Here is an 18,921-nt window from a genome sequence, read left to right as displayed (position 1 = left end):
GGCACGGGCCCGCGGGGCGGGGTCGCCGGCCGGTCCGTGGGAATGACATACGTATGGCGCGTCTCGCAACTCCCCCGCACCGCACCGGACTTCTCGTCATCCAGCCGCTCAGGAGACGGCACTGCGCGGAGTGTCAGGCGGGGCCGTTGGCGCTGCTGATGCTGGAAGAGGGGACGCCGAGGTGTCTGGACTGTGCCGACCTCGGGCATCTGGTGTTCCTGCCGCGCGGCGACACCGCGCTGACGCGCCGGTCGCGGGAGGAGAGCGGTCTTTCGGCGGTCGTGGTGCGGTTCAACCGGCGCAGGAGCCGGTACGAACGGCAGGGCGTCCTGGTCGAGGAGGCGGGGCTCGCCCGGGCCGAGGAACGGTGCCTGGCGGACGCGGAGGCAAGACGGCGGCGCCGGACACGGGACGCGCGGCGGCGGTCGGCCGAGGACGAACGGTTCGCCGAGGCGTTCGCGGCGGAGATACGGCGGCTGTTTCCCGGGTGCCCGGCGGAGCGGGCGCGGGAGATCGCCGGCCACGCGTCGGCGCGGGGCAGCGGGCGCGTGGGCCGCAGCGCGGCGGGGCGGGCATTGTCCGAGGGAGCGGTGATGTCGGCGGTCGTGGCGTCCGTACGACACGTGGACACGCCGTACGACCAGTTGCTGATGAGCGGGGTGCCACGACACGAGGCGCGCCGGCGGATCGGGGCGGCGGTGGACGGGGTGCTGCGGGGGTGGCGGGCGGAGGAGGCGGTCGGCTGACGATGCCGACGTGCCTCCGGGCGGGGGGCGGCCGCGAACTGGCGGCGGAGAGGCGGGGCGGGGTGGGGTGGGGTGGGGGGGAGGGGGAGGCCCCCCCCGGGGGGGTCGGATGAGGTGGGCACCGGACAGGCAAAGCCGAGTGGACGCTCGCTTATGTTCGCGAGGTCTTCGGGCATGGTCGATGGGGAGGTGTGGGGCTTCACTTGTAGGGGTGGTGGGAGGTGCCGGGCGGGGGCTCGGCCGATACGGGGAGTTGATGTTCGGATGATCGATGGACCGTACTTCGTGCTGGTGGTGCTGGGGGTGCTCGGGACCGGGCTGGTCGCCGGGGTCTTCTGTGGCTTCTCCACGTTTGTGATGAGGGCGCTGGCCGCCTTGCCGAAGGCGCAGGGCGTGGCCGCTATGAACTCGATCAACGTGTGCGCGGTGCAGCCGCCGTTCATGCTCGTGTTCCTCGGGTCGGCGGTGCTGTGCGCGGTGATCGCGGTGGTGACGTTCGTGCTGTGGCCGGACGAGGGGACGGTGGAGCTGCTGGTCGGCAGCGCGCTGTATCTGTTCGGCACGTTCGGGGTGACCATGGTGGCGAACGTGCCCCGCAACGACGCCCTGCTCAAGCTGGAGCCGGGCACCCCGGAGGCGGCGGCGTACTGGCCGACGTACGTGCGCGAGTGGACGATGTGGAACACCGTGCGCACGATCGCCTCGTCCGGCGCGGCGGTGGCGTACGTGCTGGCGCTCACCTGAGAGGGCGCTGAGAGCTTTTGGGCGGGGGCCTGGGAGAAGGCTGTGCGGAGGGGGCGGAAAGCGCGGTCCGTCCACTCTGCGCAGGTGGCCGATGGGCCGTATCGTGGCCGAAAGAGTGCCGCCCGATGACGCACGGCCTGTCGCATGCGGACGCAAGGAAGACGGCCATGGCCGATCCCAAGGGATTCATGACCACGCCTCGCAGAGACTGGCCCCGGCGGCCGGTCGAGGAGCGGGTCCGGGACTGGGACGAGGTGTACGTCCCGGGGGCGCTGCTGCCCATCATCGACAAGCAGGCGGACCGCTGCATGGACTGCGGGATCCCGTTCTGCCACGACGCCTGTCCGCTCGGCAATCTGATCCCCGAGTGGAACGACCTGGTGAGCCGGGACGACTGGCGGGCGGCGGCGGACCGGCTGCACGCGACGAACAACTTCCCCGAGTTCACCGGGCGGTTGTGCCCGGCGCCGTGCGAGGCGGGGTGCGTGCTCGCCATCAACCAGCCCGCGGTCACCATCAAGAACGTCGAGGTCGCCATCGCCGACCAGGCCTGGGAGCTGGGCCTCACGCCGCCCCGGCCGCCGGACCGGTTGTCCGGGCGGACGGTCGCGGTGATCGGGTCGGGGCCGACCGGTCTGGCCGCGGCGCAGCAGTTGACCCGGGCGGGGCACACGGTCGCGGTGTACGAGAAGGACGACCGGCTCGGCGGGCTGATGCGGTACGGCATCCCGGAGTTCAAGATGGAGAAACGGCATCTGGAACGGCGGATCGAGCAGATGCGGGCCGAGGGGACGAAGTTCCGTACGTCGACGGCGGTCGGGCGGGATGTGGGGGCGGCGGAGCTGCGGGCGCGGTACGACGCCGTGGTGATCGCGACGGGAGCGACCGCGTGGCGGGAACTGCCGGTGCCGGGGCGGGAGTTGGCCGGGATCCAGCAGGCGATGGAGTATCTGCCGCTGGCCAACCGGGTGTGCCAGGGGGACTTGGCCGAGTCCCCGATGTCGGCCGCCGGGAAGCACGTCGTCATCGTCGGGGGCGGTGACACGGGGGCCGACTGTCTGGGTACCGCGGTGCGTGAAGGGGCCGCGTCCGTCAGCCAGTTGGACATCTACGCCCAGCCGGACGCCGAGCGCGACGAGGACGCCGAGCCCTGGCCTACGTACCCGAGGATCTACCGGCTGTCGGCCGCGCACGAGGAGGCCGGGGATCTGGGGACGGCACCGGCGGCGGACGCGGACGCGCGGCTGTTCGCGGCGTCCACGCTCCGCTTCACCGGCGACGGGAGCGGGCATGTGCGGTCGCTGCACCTCGTCGAGGTGGACGCGCAGCGGCGGCCGGTGGCGGACAGCGGGCGGACCCTGCCCGCCGACCTCGTGCTGCTCGCGCTCGGTTTCTCCGGGCCCGACCGGGCGGACGGGCTCGTCGACCAGTTGGGGCTTGCGATGGATCCGCGCGGGACGATCACGCGGGACGCCGGCTTCGCCACGAACGTCCCCGGGGTGTTCGCCGCCGGGGACGCGGCGCGCGGGCAGTCGCTGATCGTGTGGGCGATCGCGGAGGGGCGGGCGGTGGCGGCGGCCGTCGACCGCCATCTGACGGGCAGTTCGCGGCTGCCGGCGCCGATCGGGCCGTACGACCGGCCGATGACGGTGTGAGGCGGAGCCTCAACCTCCCACCGGGCCGCACCCTCGCACCGGGCCGCACTCTCACACCGGGCCTCGACCTCACACACCAGGCCGCCCTCACACGCCAAGCCGCCCTCAGCGGCGCGTATCCGTGCCCGCCACCTTCGCCGTCGACAGCGCCACCCGGTTCCACGTGTTGATCGTGAGGATCAGGGAGAGCACGTGGGCCAGTTCCTGCTCGTCGAAGTGGGCGGCGGCCTGCGCGTAGACGCGGTCCGGGACGCCGGCGTCGGCCACCAGGGTCACCGCCTCCGTGAGGGCGAGGGCGGCCTGCTCGCGCTCGGTGAAGAAGTGCCGGGCCTCGCGCCAGACGGGGACCATGTGCAGCCGGTCCTCGCTCTCGCCGGCCTTGCGGGCGTCGTTGGTGTGCATGTGGAGGCAGTACGCGCAGTGGTTGAGGTGCGAGGCGCGGATCTGGATCAGCTCGACCAGGGCCGGGTCGAGGCCCTCGCGGGCGGCGGCGTCGAAGCCGATGAGGGCGCGGAAGACCTTCGGGGCCGACTTCGCGAGGTCGATGCGAGGTGCGGTGTCGGTGACCTGGGCGTTCGTGTTCGTGTTCGTCGTCATGTGACAAATCTACGAGCCGTAAAGACCCCCTGTAGGGTGCATTTCCATGGCGAGATCGTGGGTCAATTCCGCGGAGCGGATCGGGGCCGATCTGCATCTGGAGCTGTCCGGAAGCGGCGGTCGACGGGCCGCCCTCATCGACGCGCTGCGCGCGGCCGTGCGCGACGGTCGGCTCGCCCCCGGCACCCGGCTGCCGCCGTACCGCTCGCTCGCCGCGGATCTCGGGGTCGCCCGCAACACGGTGGCGGACGCGTACGCGGAGCTCGTGGCGGAGGGGTGGCTGACCGCGCGGCAGGGCTCGGGCACCCGGGTCGCCGAGCGGGCCCGGCCCTTGCGGAGCGATCAGCGGGCGCGGCCGTCGCGACACGCCGGGAACGGCCCTGTCACGGCACCTCCACGCGCGCGTGCGCCCCGACACGACCTGCGGCAGGGAACGCCCGACGCGTCGGCGTTCCCGCGTGCGGCCTGGCTCGCGTCGTACCGGCGGGCCGTCCAGCAGGCGCCGAACGAGGTGTTCGGGCCCGGTGATCCGGCCGGGCGGATCGAACTGCGGGAGGCGCTCACGGAGTACCTGGCACGCGTGCGTGGCGTGCGGACCGCACCCGAGCGGATCGTGATCTGTTCCGGCTTCGCGCACGGGCTGCGGCTGCTGTTCGGCCAGGGTGGCGGCGGGGTGCTGCGCGGGCCGCTGGCCGTGGAGGCGTACGGGCTCGGCTTCCACCGGGCGCTGCTCGGGGCGGCGGGGGTGCGGACCGTACCGCTGCCGATCGATGAACACGGCGCGTGCGTCGAGGGGTTGGGGCGGGAGCGGGCGGTGCTGCTGACGCCCGCGCACCAGTTCCCGACCGGCGGTCCGCTGCACGCGGAGCGGCGGGCCGCGGTGATCGACTGGGCACGCGCGCGTGGTGGGGTGGTTCTGGAGGACGACTACGACGGGGAGTTCCGCTACGACCGCAAGCCCGTCGGGGCGCTCCAGGGGCTCGACCCGGAGCGGGTGATCCTGCTCGGCTCGGTCAGCAAGAGTCTGTCGCCGGCGCTGCGCCTGGGGTGGATGGTGCTGCCGAAGCGGTACGTCGAGAGCGTGCTCGCGGCCAAGGGCGAGCGCGAGGCGTGGGCGAGCGTCCTCGACCAGCTGAGCCTGGCCGACTTCGTGTCGTCGGGGTCGTACGACCGTCATGTGCGGCGGATGCGGCAGCGGTACCGGAGCCGACGCGACCGCCTCGTCGCGGCGCTCGCCGCGCACGCCCCGCACATCGAGGTCACCGGGGTCGCGGCGGGCCTGCACGCGGTGCTGCGCCTGCCTCCCGGCACGGAACGCTCCGCCCTCAAGGCCGCCACCTGGCAGGGCGTCGCCCTCGACGGCCTCGCCGGCTTCCGCCACCCGGACACGGACATGCCGGCCCGGGACGGCCTGGTCGTGGGGTACGCGACACCGTCGGAGCACGCGTACGGGGCGGCGTTGGAGGCGCTGTGCGGGGTGCTGCCACCGGGGGAGGCGACGGAGGCCCCGGCCGGCGGATGAACCGAAGCGAGCCGACGGCCCGGCCGTCGGCGCGTTGCCGGCGCCTCCACCTGGCGGGACGAGGTACCCCGGGATATTCCCGTACGGCCGGATGAGAAGCCGTACGCCTGCCGCTCGCACCTCCGGAGGAGACCGCGTGTACTACCTGCGGACGAGCCGCCCGGGCCCGCTCTCCTCCCGGGTCACGAAATCCGCCGTCGGGCGGCCGGAAGGTGGCCTGCGGGCGACTGGAATCGCAACGGCGGTGGGAGCATCGGCGTAGGAGGCGAGTTGTCGTCGGGCCCGGAACGGTCCGGCCGCCGGCCCGCCCCCATCCTTCGTTCCGTCGTCAGGCGCAGGGCCACCCCCGCGCGTCCCCCCTGTTGGCGGTCGGTCCTGGAGGGTGTTGATGACGACGCTCGACGAACGTCATGGCGAGGGCGCGCGCGACGGGGACGGACCCCGGGGCGAGGTGGCCCTGGAGCGGATCGACACGCGTGCTGCGGACGGGGCGTTCCGCCCGGCCGCCGTCCCGCTCGATCACCCCGTCGCCGCCTTGCCCCGACTCGCCGGTTCCAAGGCGGCGAACCTCGCGCGTGCGGCGCGGGCCGGACTGCCCGTGCTCCCCGGGTTCGTGATCCCCGAGGGCGCGGACGGCGACACGGTCGCCCTGCGTCGGGCCTGGCAGGACATCTCCGACTCCGGTGCGCTGCCCCTGGTCGTACGGTCCTCGTCGCCGCAGGAGGACACCCAGGAGTCGTCCCTGGCGGGCCAGTTCGACTCCGTGCTCGACGTACGCGACTGGTCTGCCTTCCGTACGGCCGTGCGGACCGTACTCGATTCGGCGCATCGGCCCGACGGGTCCACCGCGCCCATGGCGGTGCTCGTGCAGCCGATGCTGGCGGCTCGTGTGGGCGGGGTGATGTTCGGCGCCGATCCCGTGGAGGGGCGCGCGGACCGGATGCTGGTGAGTGCGGTGCGCGGTGGGCCGGACACCCTGGTCAGCGGTGAACAGGCGGGAACCAACTACTGGTTGAGCCGGCGAGGGCGGCTGCTGCGTACCGAGCCGCCGACCGCCGACGCACTGCTGACGGCCGCCGAGCTACGGCAGTTGGCGCGGCTCGCGCGCCGCGCCCGGCAGGTCTTCGGGGGTCCGCAGGACATCGAGTTCGGGTTCGCCGGGGGCGGGAGCGAGGGCGGGGACGGGCGCAGGAGCAGGGGCGCGGACGGCGAACGGGCCGACCGGCTGTGGCTGTTCCAGAGCCGGCCCATCACCGCGATGGCGGTACGGCCGCCGCGTGGCGCCCGGTTGCTCGGGCCCGGGCCCGTGGCGGAGACGCTGCCGGAGCAACTCCAGCCGTTGGAGCAGGACTTGTGGGTCACGCCCATGACCCGTGGGCTGACCGCCGCGCTCGACATCACGGGCAGCGCGTCGCGCCGGCTGCTGCGGACGGTGCCGGTGGTCACCACCGTCGGCGGGTGGGCCGCGGCCGACCTGCGGCTGCTCGGGGCGACCGCGCCCAGGCACCGGTGGCTCGCGCTGCTCAACCCCGCGCCGGGAGCGCGGCGGCTCGGCGCGGCCTGGCGGGTGGGCCGCCTCACGGCCGCGCTCCCCGGTCTCGCCGCGGACCTCGTCGCCGACGTCGACCGCCACCTCGCCCAGATCCCGGCGCCCACCGGACTCCCCGCCCCCGACCTGGCCGCCGAACTCCGCTGGACCCGCGCGGTACTGGTCTCCCTGCACGCCCAGGAGGCCCTCGCGGGCGCCCTCCTTCACGACCACGAAGCACCGACGACCCGTACCGCGGCGGGCGCCGCGCTGACCGCCCTCGCGGAGACCCGCGCCAGAGGCATCCCGGACGACCAGGCGTCCACGGCGTCCCCGACGATCCTCGCCCTCACCGCGCCGACCCTCCGGGGAGGCGGGCGCCTGCCCCAGGGGGATGCCTCGAACACGGCCGCCGGCCTCGACCCGCGTCCGAGTCAGGTGCCGCCGGCGGCCACGCCGACCCCGTTGGCCTCGCTGCCCACGCCCTCTCTCGCCCCTGTCCCCGACCCTGCTCCCAGCCCCGGCCCCGCTCTGGTCGCCCTCTCCCCTGTCTCCCCTCTCTCCCCCACGCCCTCCCTCCCGCCCCGCGAAGCCCTCCGCCTCCGCGTCCGGTGGGTTCAGGAGTTGCAGGTACGGCTGGTCCGGGAGGTCGCCCGGCGGTCGGGGCTGACCCCGGAGCGCGTAGGGCTGCTGCGCTGGCCGGAACTGGCCGCCCTGCTCGACGGCGACCCGCTGCCCGGCGATCTCCACGCGCGCGTGCCGCAGGCCGAGTCGCCGCCGTTGCCGGATGCCTTCCGGCTGGCGGAGGGTGCGGTGGTCGCCGAGCGCACCGCCGGCGCCGGCGACGGCAGGGGCGTGTCCGGCGGGCGGGTCGTCGGGACGGTCTGGGACGGGACCGGACCGCGCCCGCCGGACGCCGTGCTCGTCGTCCGCACCCTCGATCCCGCCCTGGCCCCGCTGCTGCCCCAACTCGCCGGTCTGGTCGCGCAGACCGGCAGCCCGCTCTCCCATCTCGCGGTACTGGCACGGGAGTTCAGGCTGCCCGCCGTCGTGGGCGCGGCCGACGCGGTACGGCGCTTCCCGCCGGGGTCGCGGGTCTCCGTGGACGGCACCACCGGTGACGTACGGACCGGGGACGGACGGACCGAGGACGGACCGACTGAGGGCGTGCGGACGGGAGACGGACGATGAGACGGATCGCGTACCTCTTCGGGAGCCTCGCCGCCGCCGGGGCCGGGACCTATCTCGTCGTGTACCTGTACCGCTGGCAGTGGCAGCGGGCCATCCTGTGCGGGATCCTGCTGCTGGTCGTCGAGGTGATGCTGCTCGGCATCGTGCTGCTGGGGCGGTTGGCCCGGATCGAGGAGCGGGTCAAGGAAAGTGCCGAACAGCAACGGGAGTTGACGAACCGTCAAGAGGACGTGCTGGTACGGCTGCGGCAGGGGCCGGTCGAGCGGGAGAGCGCCCGGTTCCGCTGGCTGGAGGACACCGCCGACCGGACGTACGTCTTCGTGCCCGTCCTCATGGTCACCGGCGTGCTCCTGTCCGGGCTCGCCTGGGTGGTGCAGCGGATCGCGTCCGCGACCGGCCGTCCGGCGGAACGGCGGCTCGCGGGCCGGCTCACCGTCCTGACCGCACCGGATCCGGCCACGGCGGGCGAGCTGGAGGACCGGCCCGCGCTGGGCGGCCGGCGCTCCAAGGGCTACACCGCGCGCGTGGCCGCCGTCGCCGTGGTCGGGGCGGCCCTGCTCGCCGGGCTCGTCGTCGGGCTCGCCGACCTCACCCAGACCCGGGAGCAGCACGAGAACGACAACGAGGCGACCTCCGTACTGCTCCAGGTCGACATGCGCGGCAGCGGCATGACGGCGGAGCGCCGGACGCTCGCCGCGCAGCAGGTGTGGGAGCGCTGCCGGGACGCCACCTCCGTGCCGCTGAACCACGCGACCCTGGGCGACCTGGGGGACGGCGTGTACGCCGGGGTGGTGCGGCCCGCGCTCACCGAGCACGACCGGATGCGGCTGCGCGGCTGCCTTGAGGACACGACCCTCGACCGCGCCCACCTCACGGTGGTCGGCATCGGAGACGCGGACGCGGACGACGACTGAGTCGCCCCACCTCCCTCACCTCACCTCCCTCACCCCACCCCGCACACCCGTACGTACACGGACAACTCACCCATCACCCACTCGGGTTACGATGCCAAAGCGCCCCCGTCCCCTAGCCCCCCGGGTCGCCCATGGCTGTCGCCCTCGCTCCCCCGCCCCGACCCGCCCTGCCCCGGGCCCGTCCGCTGCGTCGCGCGCTGCGGATCCTGCTCGCGGTGGTGCTCGGTTACGTCGTCCTGTGGGCGGCCGGTGCGCTCGGCGTGCTGGCGCTGTCGTACTGGGTGCGGTCGGAGACTCCGCCGCCGCCCGGGACCCGTACGGTGCAGGGCATCCACCACTTCCAACCCGTGGACACCGAGGGGAAGTTGTGGCGGGGCGCGGCGCCGTCGCCCGCCGGGTACCGGGAGCTCGCGGGGACGGGATTCACCACGGTCGTCGATCTGCGCGCGGAGGACCTGAGCGCGGCCCAGCTCGCCGAACCGGGCAAGGCCGGGCTGGATGTCGTACGGCTGCCGGTTCGTGACGGTCAGACGCCGAGGCCCGAGCAGGTGCGGCGGTTGCTGGACGTGGTCGCGCAGGCGCCCGGGCGGGTGTTCGTGCACTGCGGTGCGGGGGTCGGCCGTACGGGGACGATGGCGGCCGCCTATCTCGTACGGACCGGGGAGCGGTCGCCCGAGGAGGCGGTCCGGCGCAATCTCGCGGTCGGACCGCCGTCGATCGAGCAGATCTACTACGCGCTCAGCCTAGGGACGGGCCGGCTGGAACAACCGCCGTTCCCGGTGGTCGCCGTCAGCCGGCTGGTGGACGCGCCACGACGGATGCTGTCGTGGTTCTGACTCCATAACATGATGCAGCGATTAGTGATCAACTCAGTGTCGAACCAAGGGACTTGCGGTACCTGCGGGGGGTTGGTGGGGGGTTGTCGGTGGGACAGCGGCGAAAATCAATGAGCCGGGAAACCGGTCTCAGGACAGCAGGAAGTCGGCCTCACCCGCCTTGGCGCCCTCGATGAAGGCGGTCATCTCGTCGGTGGTGTAGATCAGCGCCGGTCCGTCCGGGTCGGTGGACTGGCGGACGGCGATCCGGCCGTCGGCGAGCTTCATCGCCTCCAGGCAGTTGCCGCCGTTCCCGCCGCTCCACGGCTTGTGCCAGCCCTCGCTTCCCAGCTCCCGCGCGGGCATGCCGTTGTAGACCTGCTTGCGCGGCTTGATGCGATCCATTCACAGCTCCTTGCGGAAATCCCGGAGGATCTCCTTCGTGCGATGTGCCGTAGCGGCCTGCGCCGCCATGCGGTCCATGACCTCGAGATGGGTCGCCACCTCTGCGCGCGCGTCCAGGTAGACGGCGCCGGTCAGGTACTCGCTGTAGACCATGTCCGGCAGTTCTGACATGGCAAATCGGAACAGCACGAAGGGCCCGAACGTGCCGGGGTGCGGCCCGTTGGAGAAGGGCGCGACCTGCAGCGTCACATTGGGCAGCTTCGTGGCGTCGAGCAGCTTGTCGATCTGTGCACGCATCACCTCCGGGCCGCCGACGTGGCGGCGCAGCGCGGTCTCGTCGAAGACGGCCCAGAATCGGGGCGCGTCGGGACGGGTGAGCAGATCCTGGCGTTGTATGCGCAGGGCGACGTGGCGCTCTATGTCCTCGGGCTGGGTCTGGCCTATGGCGCCCGACGTGAGCACTCCGCGTGCGTAGTCCTCGGTCTGGAGGAGTCCGGGCAGGAAGTGCGGGTCGTAGGAGCGGATCAGGCCGGCCGCGCCCTCCAGGCTGACGTACATCGAGAACCAGCCCGGCATGATGTCGTGGAACCGCTGCCACCAGCCGGGTTTGTTGGCCTCCTCGGCCAGCAGGACGAAGGTCTGGGCCTCCTCGTCGGAGACGCCGTAGGACTTCAGGAGCAGCTGGAGGTACGGGATCTTGAGCGAGACCTCGGCCATCTCCATGCGGCGGACGGTGGCGGGGGCGACGCGCAGGACGCGGGCGGCCTCCTCGCGCTTGAGTCCGGCACGTTCCCGCAGGTCCAGCAGGCGGCGACCGAGGACGACCTGGCCGACCGTCGGCGCGGACCGCGGTTCGCTCACGGCTCCACCTCCACTGAGTCCCTTGATCGGCCGGGCGCGGACGGGTCCGGCCGACGCCAGAAGCATGCTGACAGCCCTGCGGCGCCATTCGAAGACCTATTCGAAGATCTGTACGGATATGTACGGATCTCCGGTGATCCCAACTGGCGCCGCTCAACGTGCTGTTGAGCAGTGTGCCACGACCGTCCACACCGTCACACCGCACTCTGCATTTTTCAGAGTGACACTTGCCAAGTGTTCACGGCGGGGCGATAGTGGCAAGCGTGATTCCGTCCGCGCCCTTAGGAACAGACGCCGCCGCAGGCCCCCTCGGCCTCGGTGCCGCCGCGGGAGCAGCGCCCCACGGGGCCGCCGCTGCCGAGCGCCGGTTCCGTTTCGAGCTGGCCGCCCATCCGGGTTCCCCCGCCCAGGCGAGACGCCTGGCCAGGGCCCGGTTGACCGGCTGGTCGGTGTGCGAGGACATCTGCGACACGGCGGTCCTGGTGATCTCCGAACTGGTCACCAACGCCATCGTGCACACCGCGAGCAGCCTCATAGTCTGCGAGCTGCACGACGGTGCCGACCTGGTGCGTATAGCCGTGCGTGACGAGGGCTGCGCGCCGGGTGAGCCACACCCGTCTCCGGTCCGGCCCGAGGAGGAGCACGGGAGGGGATTGCTTCTCATAGACGGCCTCTGTCACGCCTGGGGCGCCCAGGAACACGGCCCCGGCCTGCTGGTCTGGGCCGAGCTCCCCCGCAAGGCCGACTCCCCCCGCCACGACTGCGGCCCCTGCAACGACCTCGGCTGGGGCGCCCGCCCCAAGCCCGGTCCCGCGGACGGTCCGGACGAGGAGGGCGAGCCGGAAGGCCACCACACGCTGCCGCTCGGCGGAACGGGGGGCTCGGCGGACGTCCGGGCCCCGTCCTCCGACGAGCGGGCCGACGGACCGGGGGGCGTGGGGGCCCTTCGACCCGACGGCGAGCGCGCCGGTGAGCCCGGGAGCGGCACCGACACCCCGCAGACACAGCTCCATGAGCACGGTCGGGAGGCGGGATCCAGGGGGGTCCCGCCACTCGGCGGAGAGGCTCGCCAGTCGTGGGGCATGGGGACCCCACGACCCGGAGGTCAGGCTCCGGAGTCGTGGGGTGTGGGAACTCCTCGGCCCGGGGGCCAGTCTCCGGAATCGTGGGGCGTGGGAACTCCTCGGCCCGGAGGTCAGGCTCCGGAGTCGTGGAGTGTGGGAACTCCGCGGCCCGGGGGTCAGACCTCGGAACCGTGGGATGTGGGAACTCCTCGGCTCGGAGGTCAGGCTCCGGAGTCGTGGGGTGTGGGGGCTCCTCGGGTCGGCGGTCCGACTCAGGGAACCTGGGGCGTGGGGGCCCCGCGGGTCGGAGGGACGAGTGACGTGGGGGTTCCTCCGACCGACGGTTCCGGCCGGGATCGAGGGCGGCAGTGAGCGGGACACCCGGCGGCGGCCGGGTACTGAGCCTGGACACGCTGGTCCGTGTCCAGCGGGGGCTGAGCGTGCCGGCCGGATCGCGGCGACTGCCGCTGCCCGTCGGCATGACGGCTCCCCTCGGCTGCGACGCGGTGGCGGCGCCGGCCGAGTTCGGTCCGCTGGTGCTGCCACGGCTGCCACGAGTGGGGTGCGTCTACGCCGACGAGGCGCACTGGTGGTGGCTCGTGCCGTCCGACTCCGATTACGCCCTGGAGTGGCCGGCGCCCGCGCAATACACCGCCGGGGCGGTAGTTCCGGACGCCCCGGCGGTCCCCGGCCTGATCCACAAGCCGGACGGCACACTCCCGTACACCCCGCCGATCCCCCTGTACCTGGCCCTGTGCCGGGTCACGGGGACCACGCCGACCTGGTCACGGCCGGTCAGCGCCTGACGTACCGCTGAGGAGGCCGGGCGGGTGGCACAGGGGGCCGCTCCGCCGGAAGGTCTCGCCGGTGGTTCCTTCGGCTTCGCTCGGGGAAGCCGAAGGAACCCCGGGCACCTCGCAGGGCGTACGCCCGCGCACCGGTCCCCTCTTGTCCCGCGCCCTCCCCTGCCCATCCCCGTCCCGCGATAGTTGCCCTTCATCGGCGGGGCTCGGCGGATCGGGGGAACAGGGCGTTGGCCAAGAAGCAGGACAAGGGTGATCCCGAGGTCTCCGAGTCGGAGCGGCTGCTCTTCGGCGGACCACTGCGGTACGACATGGGCTGGAACCAGTACCGCGAGGCGTTCCTGGAGCTGAACTTCCGGGCGATGGTGACACGGCTGCCGGCCCTGATGGGGTCGAGCTTCCGGCTGGCCTGGCAGGCCGACCGGCGCGCCGCCCGGATCGTGATGGGCGCGGAGGTGAGCCGGGGCGTGGCCCAGGCGGTGGGCCTGCTCGCCGTCAACAGCGTGCTGGGCCGGCTCATCGCCGGCGGCCCGATCGCCGACCGGCTGCGCGACGCGGCCCCCGCCCTGATCGCGATGGCCGCCGTCACCCTCTTCGGCGCTCTGCTGCGCGCCGCGTCGACCTACGCCACCGGGCGCCTGGAACCCAAGGTGGAGCGAGTGGCGACCGAGCTGTATCTGGAGCGCGCGGCGGCCGTGGAGCTGGCCGCGATCGAGGACCACGCCTTCCACAAACTGCTGGACACCGCCCAGTACGGCGCCGGCTCGGCCCGCCGGATGATCTCGTACGCCACCCGGGTCGTGAACGCGGGCATCTCGCTCATCGCCGCGGCGAGCGTCCTGACCGTGCTGCACCCCGCCCTGCTCCCGCTGCTCGCGACGATGACCCTGCCGAGCGCGTGGAGCGCGCTGACGAATGCCCGACGGCGCTACGAGTCCTTCCACACCTGGGTCCAGCACGCCCGTGCAGGACATCTGATCAGCGGGTTGCTCACCGAACCGGAGGCCGCGCCCGAGATCCGCGTGCACGGCGTCGGCCCCTTCCTGCTGCGCCACTTCCGCGCCATGTCGGAGACGGCCGAGGCCGAACAGGCGCGACTGGCCCGGCTGGCGGCGCGCACCGGGCTGATCGCCGCGGTCTGGACGGGCCTGGCGACCATGGCGACGTACACGACACTCGGCGGGCTGCTGCTGTCCGGGACGATGGCGCTGTCGGTGGCGGGTACGGCGGTGATCGCGATCCGGACCGGTTCGTCGAGCCTGGACAGTCTCGTCCTGGAGGTCAACGCGCTCCACGAGGAAGCCCTGTTCGTCGGCGATCTGCAGAAGCTCTACGTCGAGGCCGCCGAACGGGCGATCCCGATCGGCGGCGATCCGCTGCCCGAGGACCCGGCGGAGATCCGCTTCGAGAACGTCACCTTCAACTACCCGGGCGAGTCCACCCGCCCCGCCCTCGACGACGTCACCCTCACCCTGCCGCTGGGCCGGATCGTCGCGCTGGTCGGCGAGAACGGCTCCGGCAAGACCACCCTGGTCAAGCTGCTCGCGGGCCTGTACACCCCGGACCGGGGCCGGATCCTGTGGGACGGCGTGGACGCGGCGACCGCGGACCGGCACGCGCTCGCCGACCGGGTCGCGATGCTGGCCCAGGACTTCAAGCGCTGGCCGTTCACGGCCCGCGTCAACGTCGCCATCGGCCGCTCCGCCGCGCCCCTCACCGAGGAGCACCTGGCCACCTCGCTCACCGAGGCGGGCGCCGAGGACGTGGTCGCGGACCTGCCGCGCGGCCTGGACACCCTGCTGGCCCGCAACTTCAGCGGCGGCCACGAACTGTCCGGCGGCCAGTGGCAGCGGCTCGGCATCGCGCGGGCGGCCTACCGGCGCGGCCGCATCCTGATCGTGGACGAGCCGACGGCGGCCCTGGACGCACGGGCCGAGCTGGAGGTCTTCGAGAAGATCCGCGCCCTCGCCTCGACCGGCCAGACCGTCGTCCTCATCACCCACCGGCTGGCGTCCGTGCGCCACGCGGACCTGGTGCACGTCCTGGACCAGGGCCGGCTCGCGGAGTCCGGCACTCCCGAGGAGTTACTGGCGGGCGGTGGCATCTACGCCGAGCTGTACCGGCTCCAGGCGGAGCAGTTCACCGCGCCCGTCCCTGTCCAGTCTGTCCAGTCTGTTCAGTCCGTCTCGTCCGTCCGGAAAGGAGGCTGACGTCAGGCCAGCGCGTCCACGGCACTCTCGCCGCCGCGCACGACCACCAGGAACGTGTCCGTCGCGAGGTCCATCACGACCTCCGCCTGCAGCCCTTCCATGCGTCGCGCCTGCGCGAACTCCTCGGCCGGCCACGAACCCCGCGGCCCGCCCGCGGGAAAGCGCTCGAGCACTGTGCGCCCGTTCACCATCCTGCACCTCCAGAAACGTCGTCTTGCGGGAGTTCCTGTAGGAGTTAACGCCGAACCAGGGGTGAACGCCTCGCCAAGTTGCGGTTCTGAGACGTAGTCGACACACGGGCACTGCGGAGTGTGAGGGTCCCGTCACGAACCGATCATCAATCGATCATCGGCCATACGGAATGTGTCAGTCCTCGTACTCGTCGTGAAACCGGACGCGTTCACTGCCGGCCGGCGCCCCGAGCGCCGAGGCCCGCCCCGCGGGCCGTTCCCACTCCTCCTGCCGGCCCAGCGCGGTCAGGTCCAGGAAGCTCGTGGTCGAGCCGAGGCCGTCGAGTCCGCGCGCGTACGTCGAGTACGTGTGGAAGACGCGCCCGCCGTCCCGCAGGAAGCAGCTGATCCCGGGCCGGTCGACGAGCTCCCCGTTCTCCTCCAGGGTCGCCTCGAAGTCGTGGTTGAAGTCGCCGCCGCACGCCGAGTACCAGGGCAGCGCCCACCCCATCCGCGCCTTGAACGGCAGGATCTTCGTGTACGGCGCCCGGGAGACCGCCGCGAACGTCGTGCCCCGCGCCTTCAGATGCGCCAAGTGCCCGACCTGGTCGAGGAACCCCGAGCAACTGCGGCAGCCGGCGTCCCACTCGGGCGCGAACATGAAGTGGTATACGGCGAGTTGGGGCCGTCCCTCGAACAGATCGGCCAGCGCGGCCTTCCCGTCGCCGCCCTCGAAGACGTACTCCTTGTCGATCTCGACCATCGGCAGCCCGCGCCGCTCGGCGTTCAGCGCGTCCCGCGCGCGGGTGGCCGCCTTCTCCTTGACCAGCAGTTCCTCGCGCGCCGCGCGCCACTGTTCACGCGAGACGATCTCGGGAAGCGACATGGCCCCTCCAGTTGCAACGGTCCGTTCCGCAGAGGTGACCGAGGGGAGGGACGGAACTCATCGGTGCAGCAGAAGATTTTCTCGCCAGGTCTCGCCGGGTCAGGAAAGCCCCGGCGATCCGGGAGTTCGGGAGTACGTCACCGGCAGCGCCGTGAGCCCGCGGGCGCGCAGCGAGCGGCGCCAGGTCGGTTGCCCTTCCGCGAGGGCGAGTTCGGGGAAGCGTTCCAGGAGGGCGGCCAGGGCGATCTCGGTCTCGGCGCGGGCCAGGGGCGCGCCCAGGCAGTAGTGGATGCCGTGGCCGAGGGCGAGATGGCCGGAGGCGTCACGGCCGAGGTCGAGGCGGTCGGGGTCCGGGAAGCGGTCGGGATCGCGGTCGGCGGCGGCCAGGGAGACCCAGACGGTCTCACCCGCCGGGATGGTGACGTCCCCGATGGTCACGTCCTCGACCGGGAAGCGCCGGATGCCGAACAGGGCGGGACCCTCGTAGCGGGCGAACTCCTCGACCGCGCCCGGCAGCAGGGCCGGGTCCTTGCGCAACTCGGCGAGCTGGTCGGGGTGTTGGAGCAGCGCGAGCACCGCGTTGCCGATGAGCTGCACGGTGTTCTCGTACCCGGCGAAGAGGATGAGGAAGGCGAGGGACATCAGCTCGTCCTCGCTGAGCCGGTCGCCCTCCTCGCGCACCGCGATCAGGTCGGAGAGCAGGTCGTCGGCGGGCTCCCGGCGCTTGTCCGCGAGGAGTTGGGTGAGGTAGCCGAGCAGCGCCACCACCGCCTGCTTGGCCGCCTCGGGCCGGGCCGGGTCCGGTGCGATCAGGGCGTCGGTCCAGATACGGAAGTCGAGGCGGTGGGTGTCCGGGACGCCGAGCAGGTCGCAGATGACGGTGATGGGCAGCGGCGCGCAGTAGGCGGCGACCAGGTCGGCGGTGCCGTGCGGGCCCAGGGCGTCGAGGAGGCGGTCGGCGGTTTCCCTGATGGGCGTGCGCAGTTGCTCGATCCGGCGGGGCGTGAAGGCCCGACTGACCAGCCGGCGGACCCGGGTGTGGTCGGGCGGGTCCATGTTCAGCAGGTTGGCGTCGAGCGCCGGTGGCAGTGACAGTCCCTTGTAAGTGCCCGCCGTGGCATGCCTCTTGTCCAGCGAGAGGCGCGGATCGGCCAGCGCCGCCCGCACGTCCTCGTACCGTGTGACCAGCCAGGCGGGCGTGCCGTCCGGACCCGCGATGCGGTGCACGGGCGAGGTGTCGCGCAGCAGCCGGTACGCGTCGTGGGGCTGGTCGAGAAGGCCTTCGGCGAGGTCGTCCATGGGGCCAGCCTATGCGGACCGCACGGGCGCCTCGGCCATCGGATCGGCGATGCCTCAGGTGCCGTGTCAGGACGTGTCAGGTGTCGTAGTCCTGGATGCGCCGGCCGTGTCCGCGGTCCAGCAGGGCGGGCAGCCGCTCCCCCAACTCCCGTACCACCGACGGGACATCGAGAGTGAGGAGCTGCCGGTCGCGCATCAGGATCCGGCCGTCGACGATCGTGGTGCGGACGTCGGAGGAGCGGGCGCTGTGCACGAGGGTGGCGGCGAGGTCGTGGACGGGCTGGGTGTGCGGTCCGGTGAGGTCGACGAGGACGAGATCGGCGCGGCGGCCCGGGGCGAGGGTGCCGACGGTGTCGCCGAGGCCGACCGCGCGGGCGCTCTGGAGCGTCGCGTGGTGCAGGGCCTGACGGGCGGTCAGCCAGCGGGGGTCGCCGGTGGTGGACTTCTGGATGAGGGCGGTGAGCGCCATCGACTCCCATACGTCCAGAGAGTTGTTGGAGGCGGCGCCGTCCGTGGCGAGTCCGACGGGGATGCCGAGGTCGTGCAGGGCGCGGACCGGAGTGGTCGTGGGCCAGCCGAACTTGAGGTAGCCGCGGGGTGCGGTGGCCACCGCCGTACGGCCGCCCGCCCGTTCCAGTACCGGCAGGTCGCGGTCGAGGATGCCGGTGCCGTGGGCGATGAGGACGTCCACGTCGAGGATGCCGGTGCGGGCCAGGATCTCGATGGGGGTGACGCCGTGGCGGGCGAGACTGGCCTCGGTCTGGTCGCGGTTCTCGGCGGCGTGGAGGTGGACGGGCAGGCCGTGTGCGCGGGCGAGTTCGGCGGTGGCGGCGAGGTCGGCGTCGTCGACGGTGTAGGGGGCGTGCGGGGCGAGGGCGGTGGTGATGCGACCGCCGGCGCCGCCCCGGTGTCGTAGCGCGAACTCCAGTGATTTCTCCCGGCCTTGAGGTCCCTGGGAGGAGAAGTACGCCTCCCCCAGGTGGGCCCGCAGCCCGCACTCCTCGACCACGGCGGCCACCGCGTCCATGGCGAAGTAGTGGTCCGCGAAGCAGGTGACACCGGCCCGGATCATCTCGGCACAGGCGAGCCGTGCCCCCAACTCGACGTCTTTCTCGGTGAGGTTGGACTCGATCGGCCAGACGACGTCGTTGAACCACTCCTCGGTCGGCAAGTCCTCCGCGACCCCGCGCAGCGCGACCATCGGCGCGTGGGTGTGGCAGTTGGTCAGCCCGGGCATGGCCACCTGCCCACGGGCGTCGATGCGCTCGACGGCCGGCGTCCCTTCGACCGCGGCGGCGGTGGTGACGGACTCGACGAGCCCGTCCCGTACGACGAGGGCCGCGTCCTCCTCGAACCCGATCCGTTCTTGATCGTCGTGCGTGAGGACGGTGCATCCGGTGATGATGAGATCAGCGGGAGACTCGGTCATCCCGCCAACGTACGACGAGGTCGTCGGCGCGTGTGAGCCGAACCGCGCATCCCGTCACGGCCCTGTCCAGGATTCGCCCGGG

16 protein-coding genes and 1 pseudogene are annotated in these 18,921 nt (G+C 72.7%); 10 read left to right on the top strand and 7 right to left on the bottom strand.

Annotated features, from left to right (window positions below):
• Positions 1–53: 53 nt before the first annotated feature.
• The 3 genes from ACWD5F_RS26400 (at position 54) to ACWD5F_RS26390 (ending at position 3,145) form a co-directional block, all read left to right on the top strand.
• Entirely contained in the window at positions 54–746 is a 693-nt protein-coding gene (locus ACWD5F_RS26400; RefSeq protein ID WP_451257916.1) for a DUF2293 domain-containing protein, read from the top strand.
• Between the two features lie 264 nt (positions 747–1,010).
• Positions 1,011–1,490, top strand: a complete 480-nt coding sequence (locus tag ACWD5F_RS26395; RefSeq protein WP_451257914.1) for an anthrone oxygenase family protein — start codon at positions 1,011–1,013, stop codon at positions 1,488–1,490.
• Positions 1,491–1,657: 167 nt separating this feature from the next.
• A complete protein-coding gene (locus tag ACWD5F_RS26390; protein WP_451257912.1) occupies positions 1,658–3,145 on the top strand; it encodes a glutamate synthase subunit beta in 1,488 nt (495 codons plus the stop codon).
• Positions 3,146–3,250: 105 nt separating this feature from the next.
• On the opposite strand, the gene ACWD5F_RS26385 is transcribed toward ACWD5F_RS26390, so the two are convergent.
• Complete coding sequence (locus ACWD5F_RS26385; RefSeq protein ID WP_451257910.1) at positions 3,251–3,742, bottom strand: carboxymuconolactone decarboxylase family protein; 492 nt, start codon at positions 3,740–3,742, stop codon at positions 3,251–3,253.
• A 46-nt stretch (positions 3,743–3,788) separates the two neighbouring features.
• On the opposite strand from ACWD5F_RS26385, the gene pdxR reads away from it, so the two are divergent.
• The 4 genes from pdxR (at position 3,789) to ACWD5F_RS26365 (ending at position 9,733) form a co-directional block, all read left to right on the top strand.
• Positions 3,789–5,264 carry a MocR-like pyridoxine biosynthesis transcription factor PdxR gene (gene pdxR / locus ACWD5F_RS26380; protein WP_451257908.1) on the top strand — a complete coding sequence of 492 codons (1,476 nt, stop codon included), beginning with the start codon at positions 3,789–3,791 and terminating at the stop codon, positions 5,262–5,264.
• Between the two features lie 388 nt (positions 5,265–5,652).
• The gene (locus tag ACWD5F_RS26375) at positions 5,653–7,983 is read left to right on the top strand and encodes a PEP/pyruvate-binding domain-containing protein (RefSeq protein ID WP_451257906.1); all 2,331 of its coding nucleotides are present in this window, start codon (positions 5,653–5,655) and stop codon (positions 7,981–7,983) included.
• Entirely contained in the window at positions 7,980–8,897 is a 918-nt protein-coding gene (locus tag ACWD5F_RS26370; protein ID WP_451257904.1) for a hypothetical protein, read from the top strand. Before ACWD5F_RS26375 ends, ACWD5F_RS26370 begins: the two co-directional genes overlap by 4 nt.
• A 131-nt stretch (positions 8,898–9,028) precedes the next feature.
• Positions 9,029–9,733: a protein-tyrosine phosphatase family protein gene (locus tag ACWD5F_RS26365; protein WP_451257902.1), complete on the top strand. Its 705-nt coding sequence runs from the start codon at positions 9,029–9,031 to the stop codon at positions 9,731–9,733.
• A gap of 129 nt (positions 9,734–9,862) precedes the next feature.
• On the opposite strand, the gene ACWD5F_RS26360 is transcribed toward ACWD5F_RS26365, so the two are convergent.
• Together ACWD5F_RS26360 and ACWD5F_RS26355 are read right to left on the bottom strand one after the other, a co-directional pair.
• Positions 9,863–10,117, bottom strand: coding sequence for a DUF397 domain-containing protein (locus ACWD5F_RS26360; protein ID WP_124004405.1), 255 nt, complete (start codon positions 10,115–10,117; stop codon positions 9,863–9,865).
• Complete coding sequence (locus ACWD5F_RS26355) at positions 10,118–10,978, bottom strand: helix-turn-helix domain-containing protein (RefSeq protein WP_450354737.1); 861 nt, start codon at positions 10,976–10,978, stop codon at positions 10,118–10,120.
• A 227-nt stretch (positions 10,979–11,205) separates the two neighbouring features.
• Between ACWD5F_RS26355 and ACWD5F_RS26350 the strand changes: the two are divergent.
• The 3 genes and pseudogenes from ACWD5F_RS26350 to ACWD5F_RS26340 form a co-directional block, all read left to right on the top strand.
• Positions 11,206–11,829: pseudogene (locus ACWD5F_RS26350) on the top strand (ATP-binding protein); the annotation flags it as partial.
• 581 nt (positions 11,830–12,410) lie between these two features.
• The gene (locus tag ACWD5F_RS26345) at positions 12,411–12,848 is read left to right on the top strand and encodes a hypothetical protein (RefSeq protein ID WP_401727236.1); all 438 of its coding nucleotides are present in this window, start codon (positions 12,411–12,413) and stop codon (positions 12,846–12,848) included.
• A 227-nt stretch (positions 12,849–13,075) separates the two neighbouring features.
• A complete protein-coding gene (locus tag ACWD5F_RS26340; RefSeq protein WP_451257899.1) occupies positions 13,076–15,055 on the top strand; it encodes an ABC transporter ATP-binding protein in 1,980 nt (659 codons plus the stop codon).
• A 2-nt stretch (positions 15,056–15,057) separates the two neighbouring features.
• On the opposite strand, the gene ACWD5F_RS26335 is transcribed toward ACWD5F_RS26340, so the two are convergent.
• From ACWD5F_RS26335 to ACWD5F_RS26320, 4 genes are all read right to left on the bottom strand, one after another.
• Positions 15,058–15,246 (bottom strand): hypothetical protein, encoded by a 189-nt coding sequence (locus ACWD5F_RS26335; protein WP_124004402.1) that lies wholly within the window; start codon positions 15,244–15,246, stop codon positions 15,058–15,060.
• A 175-nt stretch (positions 15,247–15,421) separates the two neighbouring features.
• Positions 15,422–16,111, bottom strand: coding sequence for a DUF899 domain-containing protein (locus ACWD5F_RS26330; protein WP_451257897.1), 690 nt, complete (start codon positions 16,109–16,111; stop codon positions 15,422–15,424).
• Between the two features lie 99 nt (positions 16,112–16,210).
• On the bottom strand, positions 16,211–17,410 hold the full coding sequence (locus ACWD5F_RS26325) for a cytochrome P450 family protein (RefSeq protein WP_451257895.1): 1,200 nt from the start codon (positions 17,408–17,410) through the stop codon (positions 16,211–16,213).
• Between the two features lie 76 nt (positions 17,411–17,486).
• On the bottom strand, positions 17,487–18,839 hold the full coding sequence (locus tag ACWD5F_RS26320) for an amidohydrolase (RefSeq protein ID WP_451257893.1): 1,353 nt from the start codon (positions 18,837–18,839) through the stop codon (positions 17,487–17,489).
• Positions 18,840–18,921 lie beyond the last annotated feature (82 nt).

This window comes from Streptomyces sp. NPDC002499, assembly GCF_053595415.1.
This window is presented reverse-complemented; position numbering and strand designations above follow the sequence as displayed.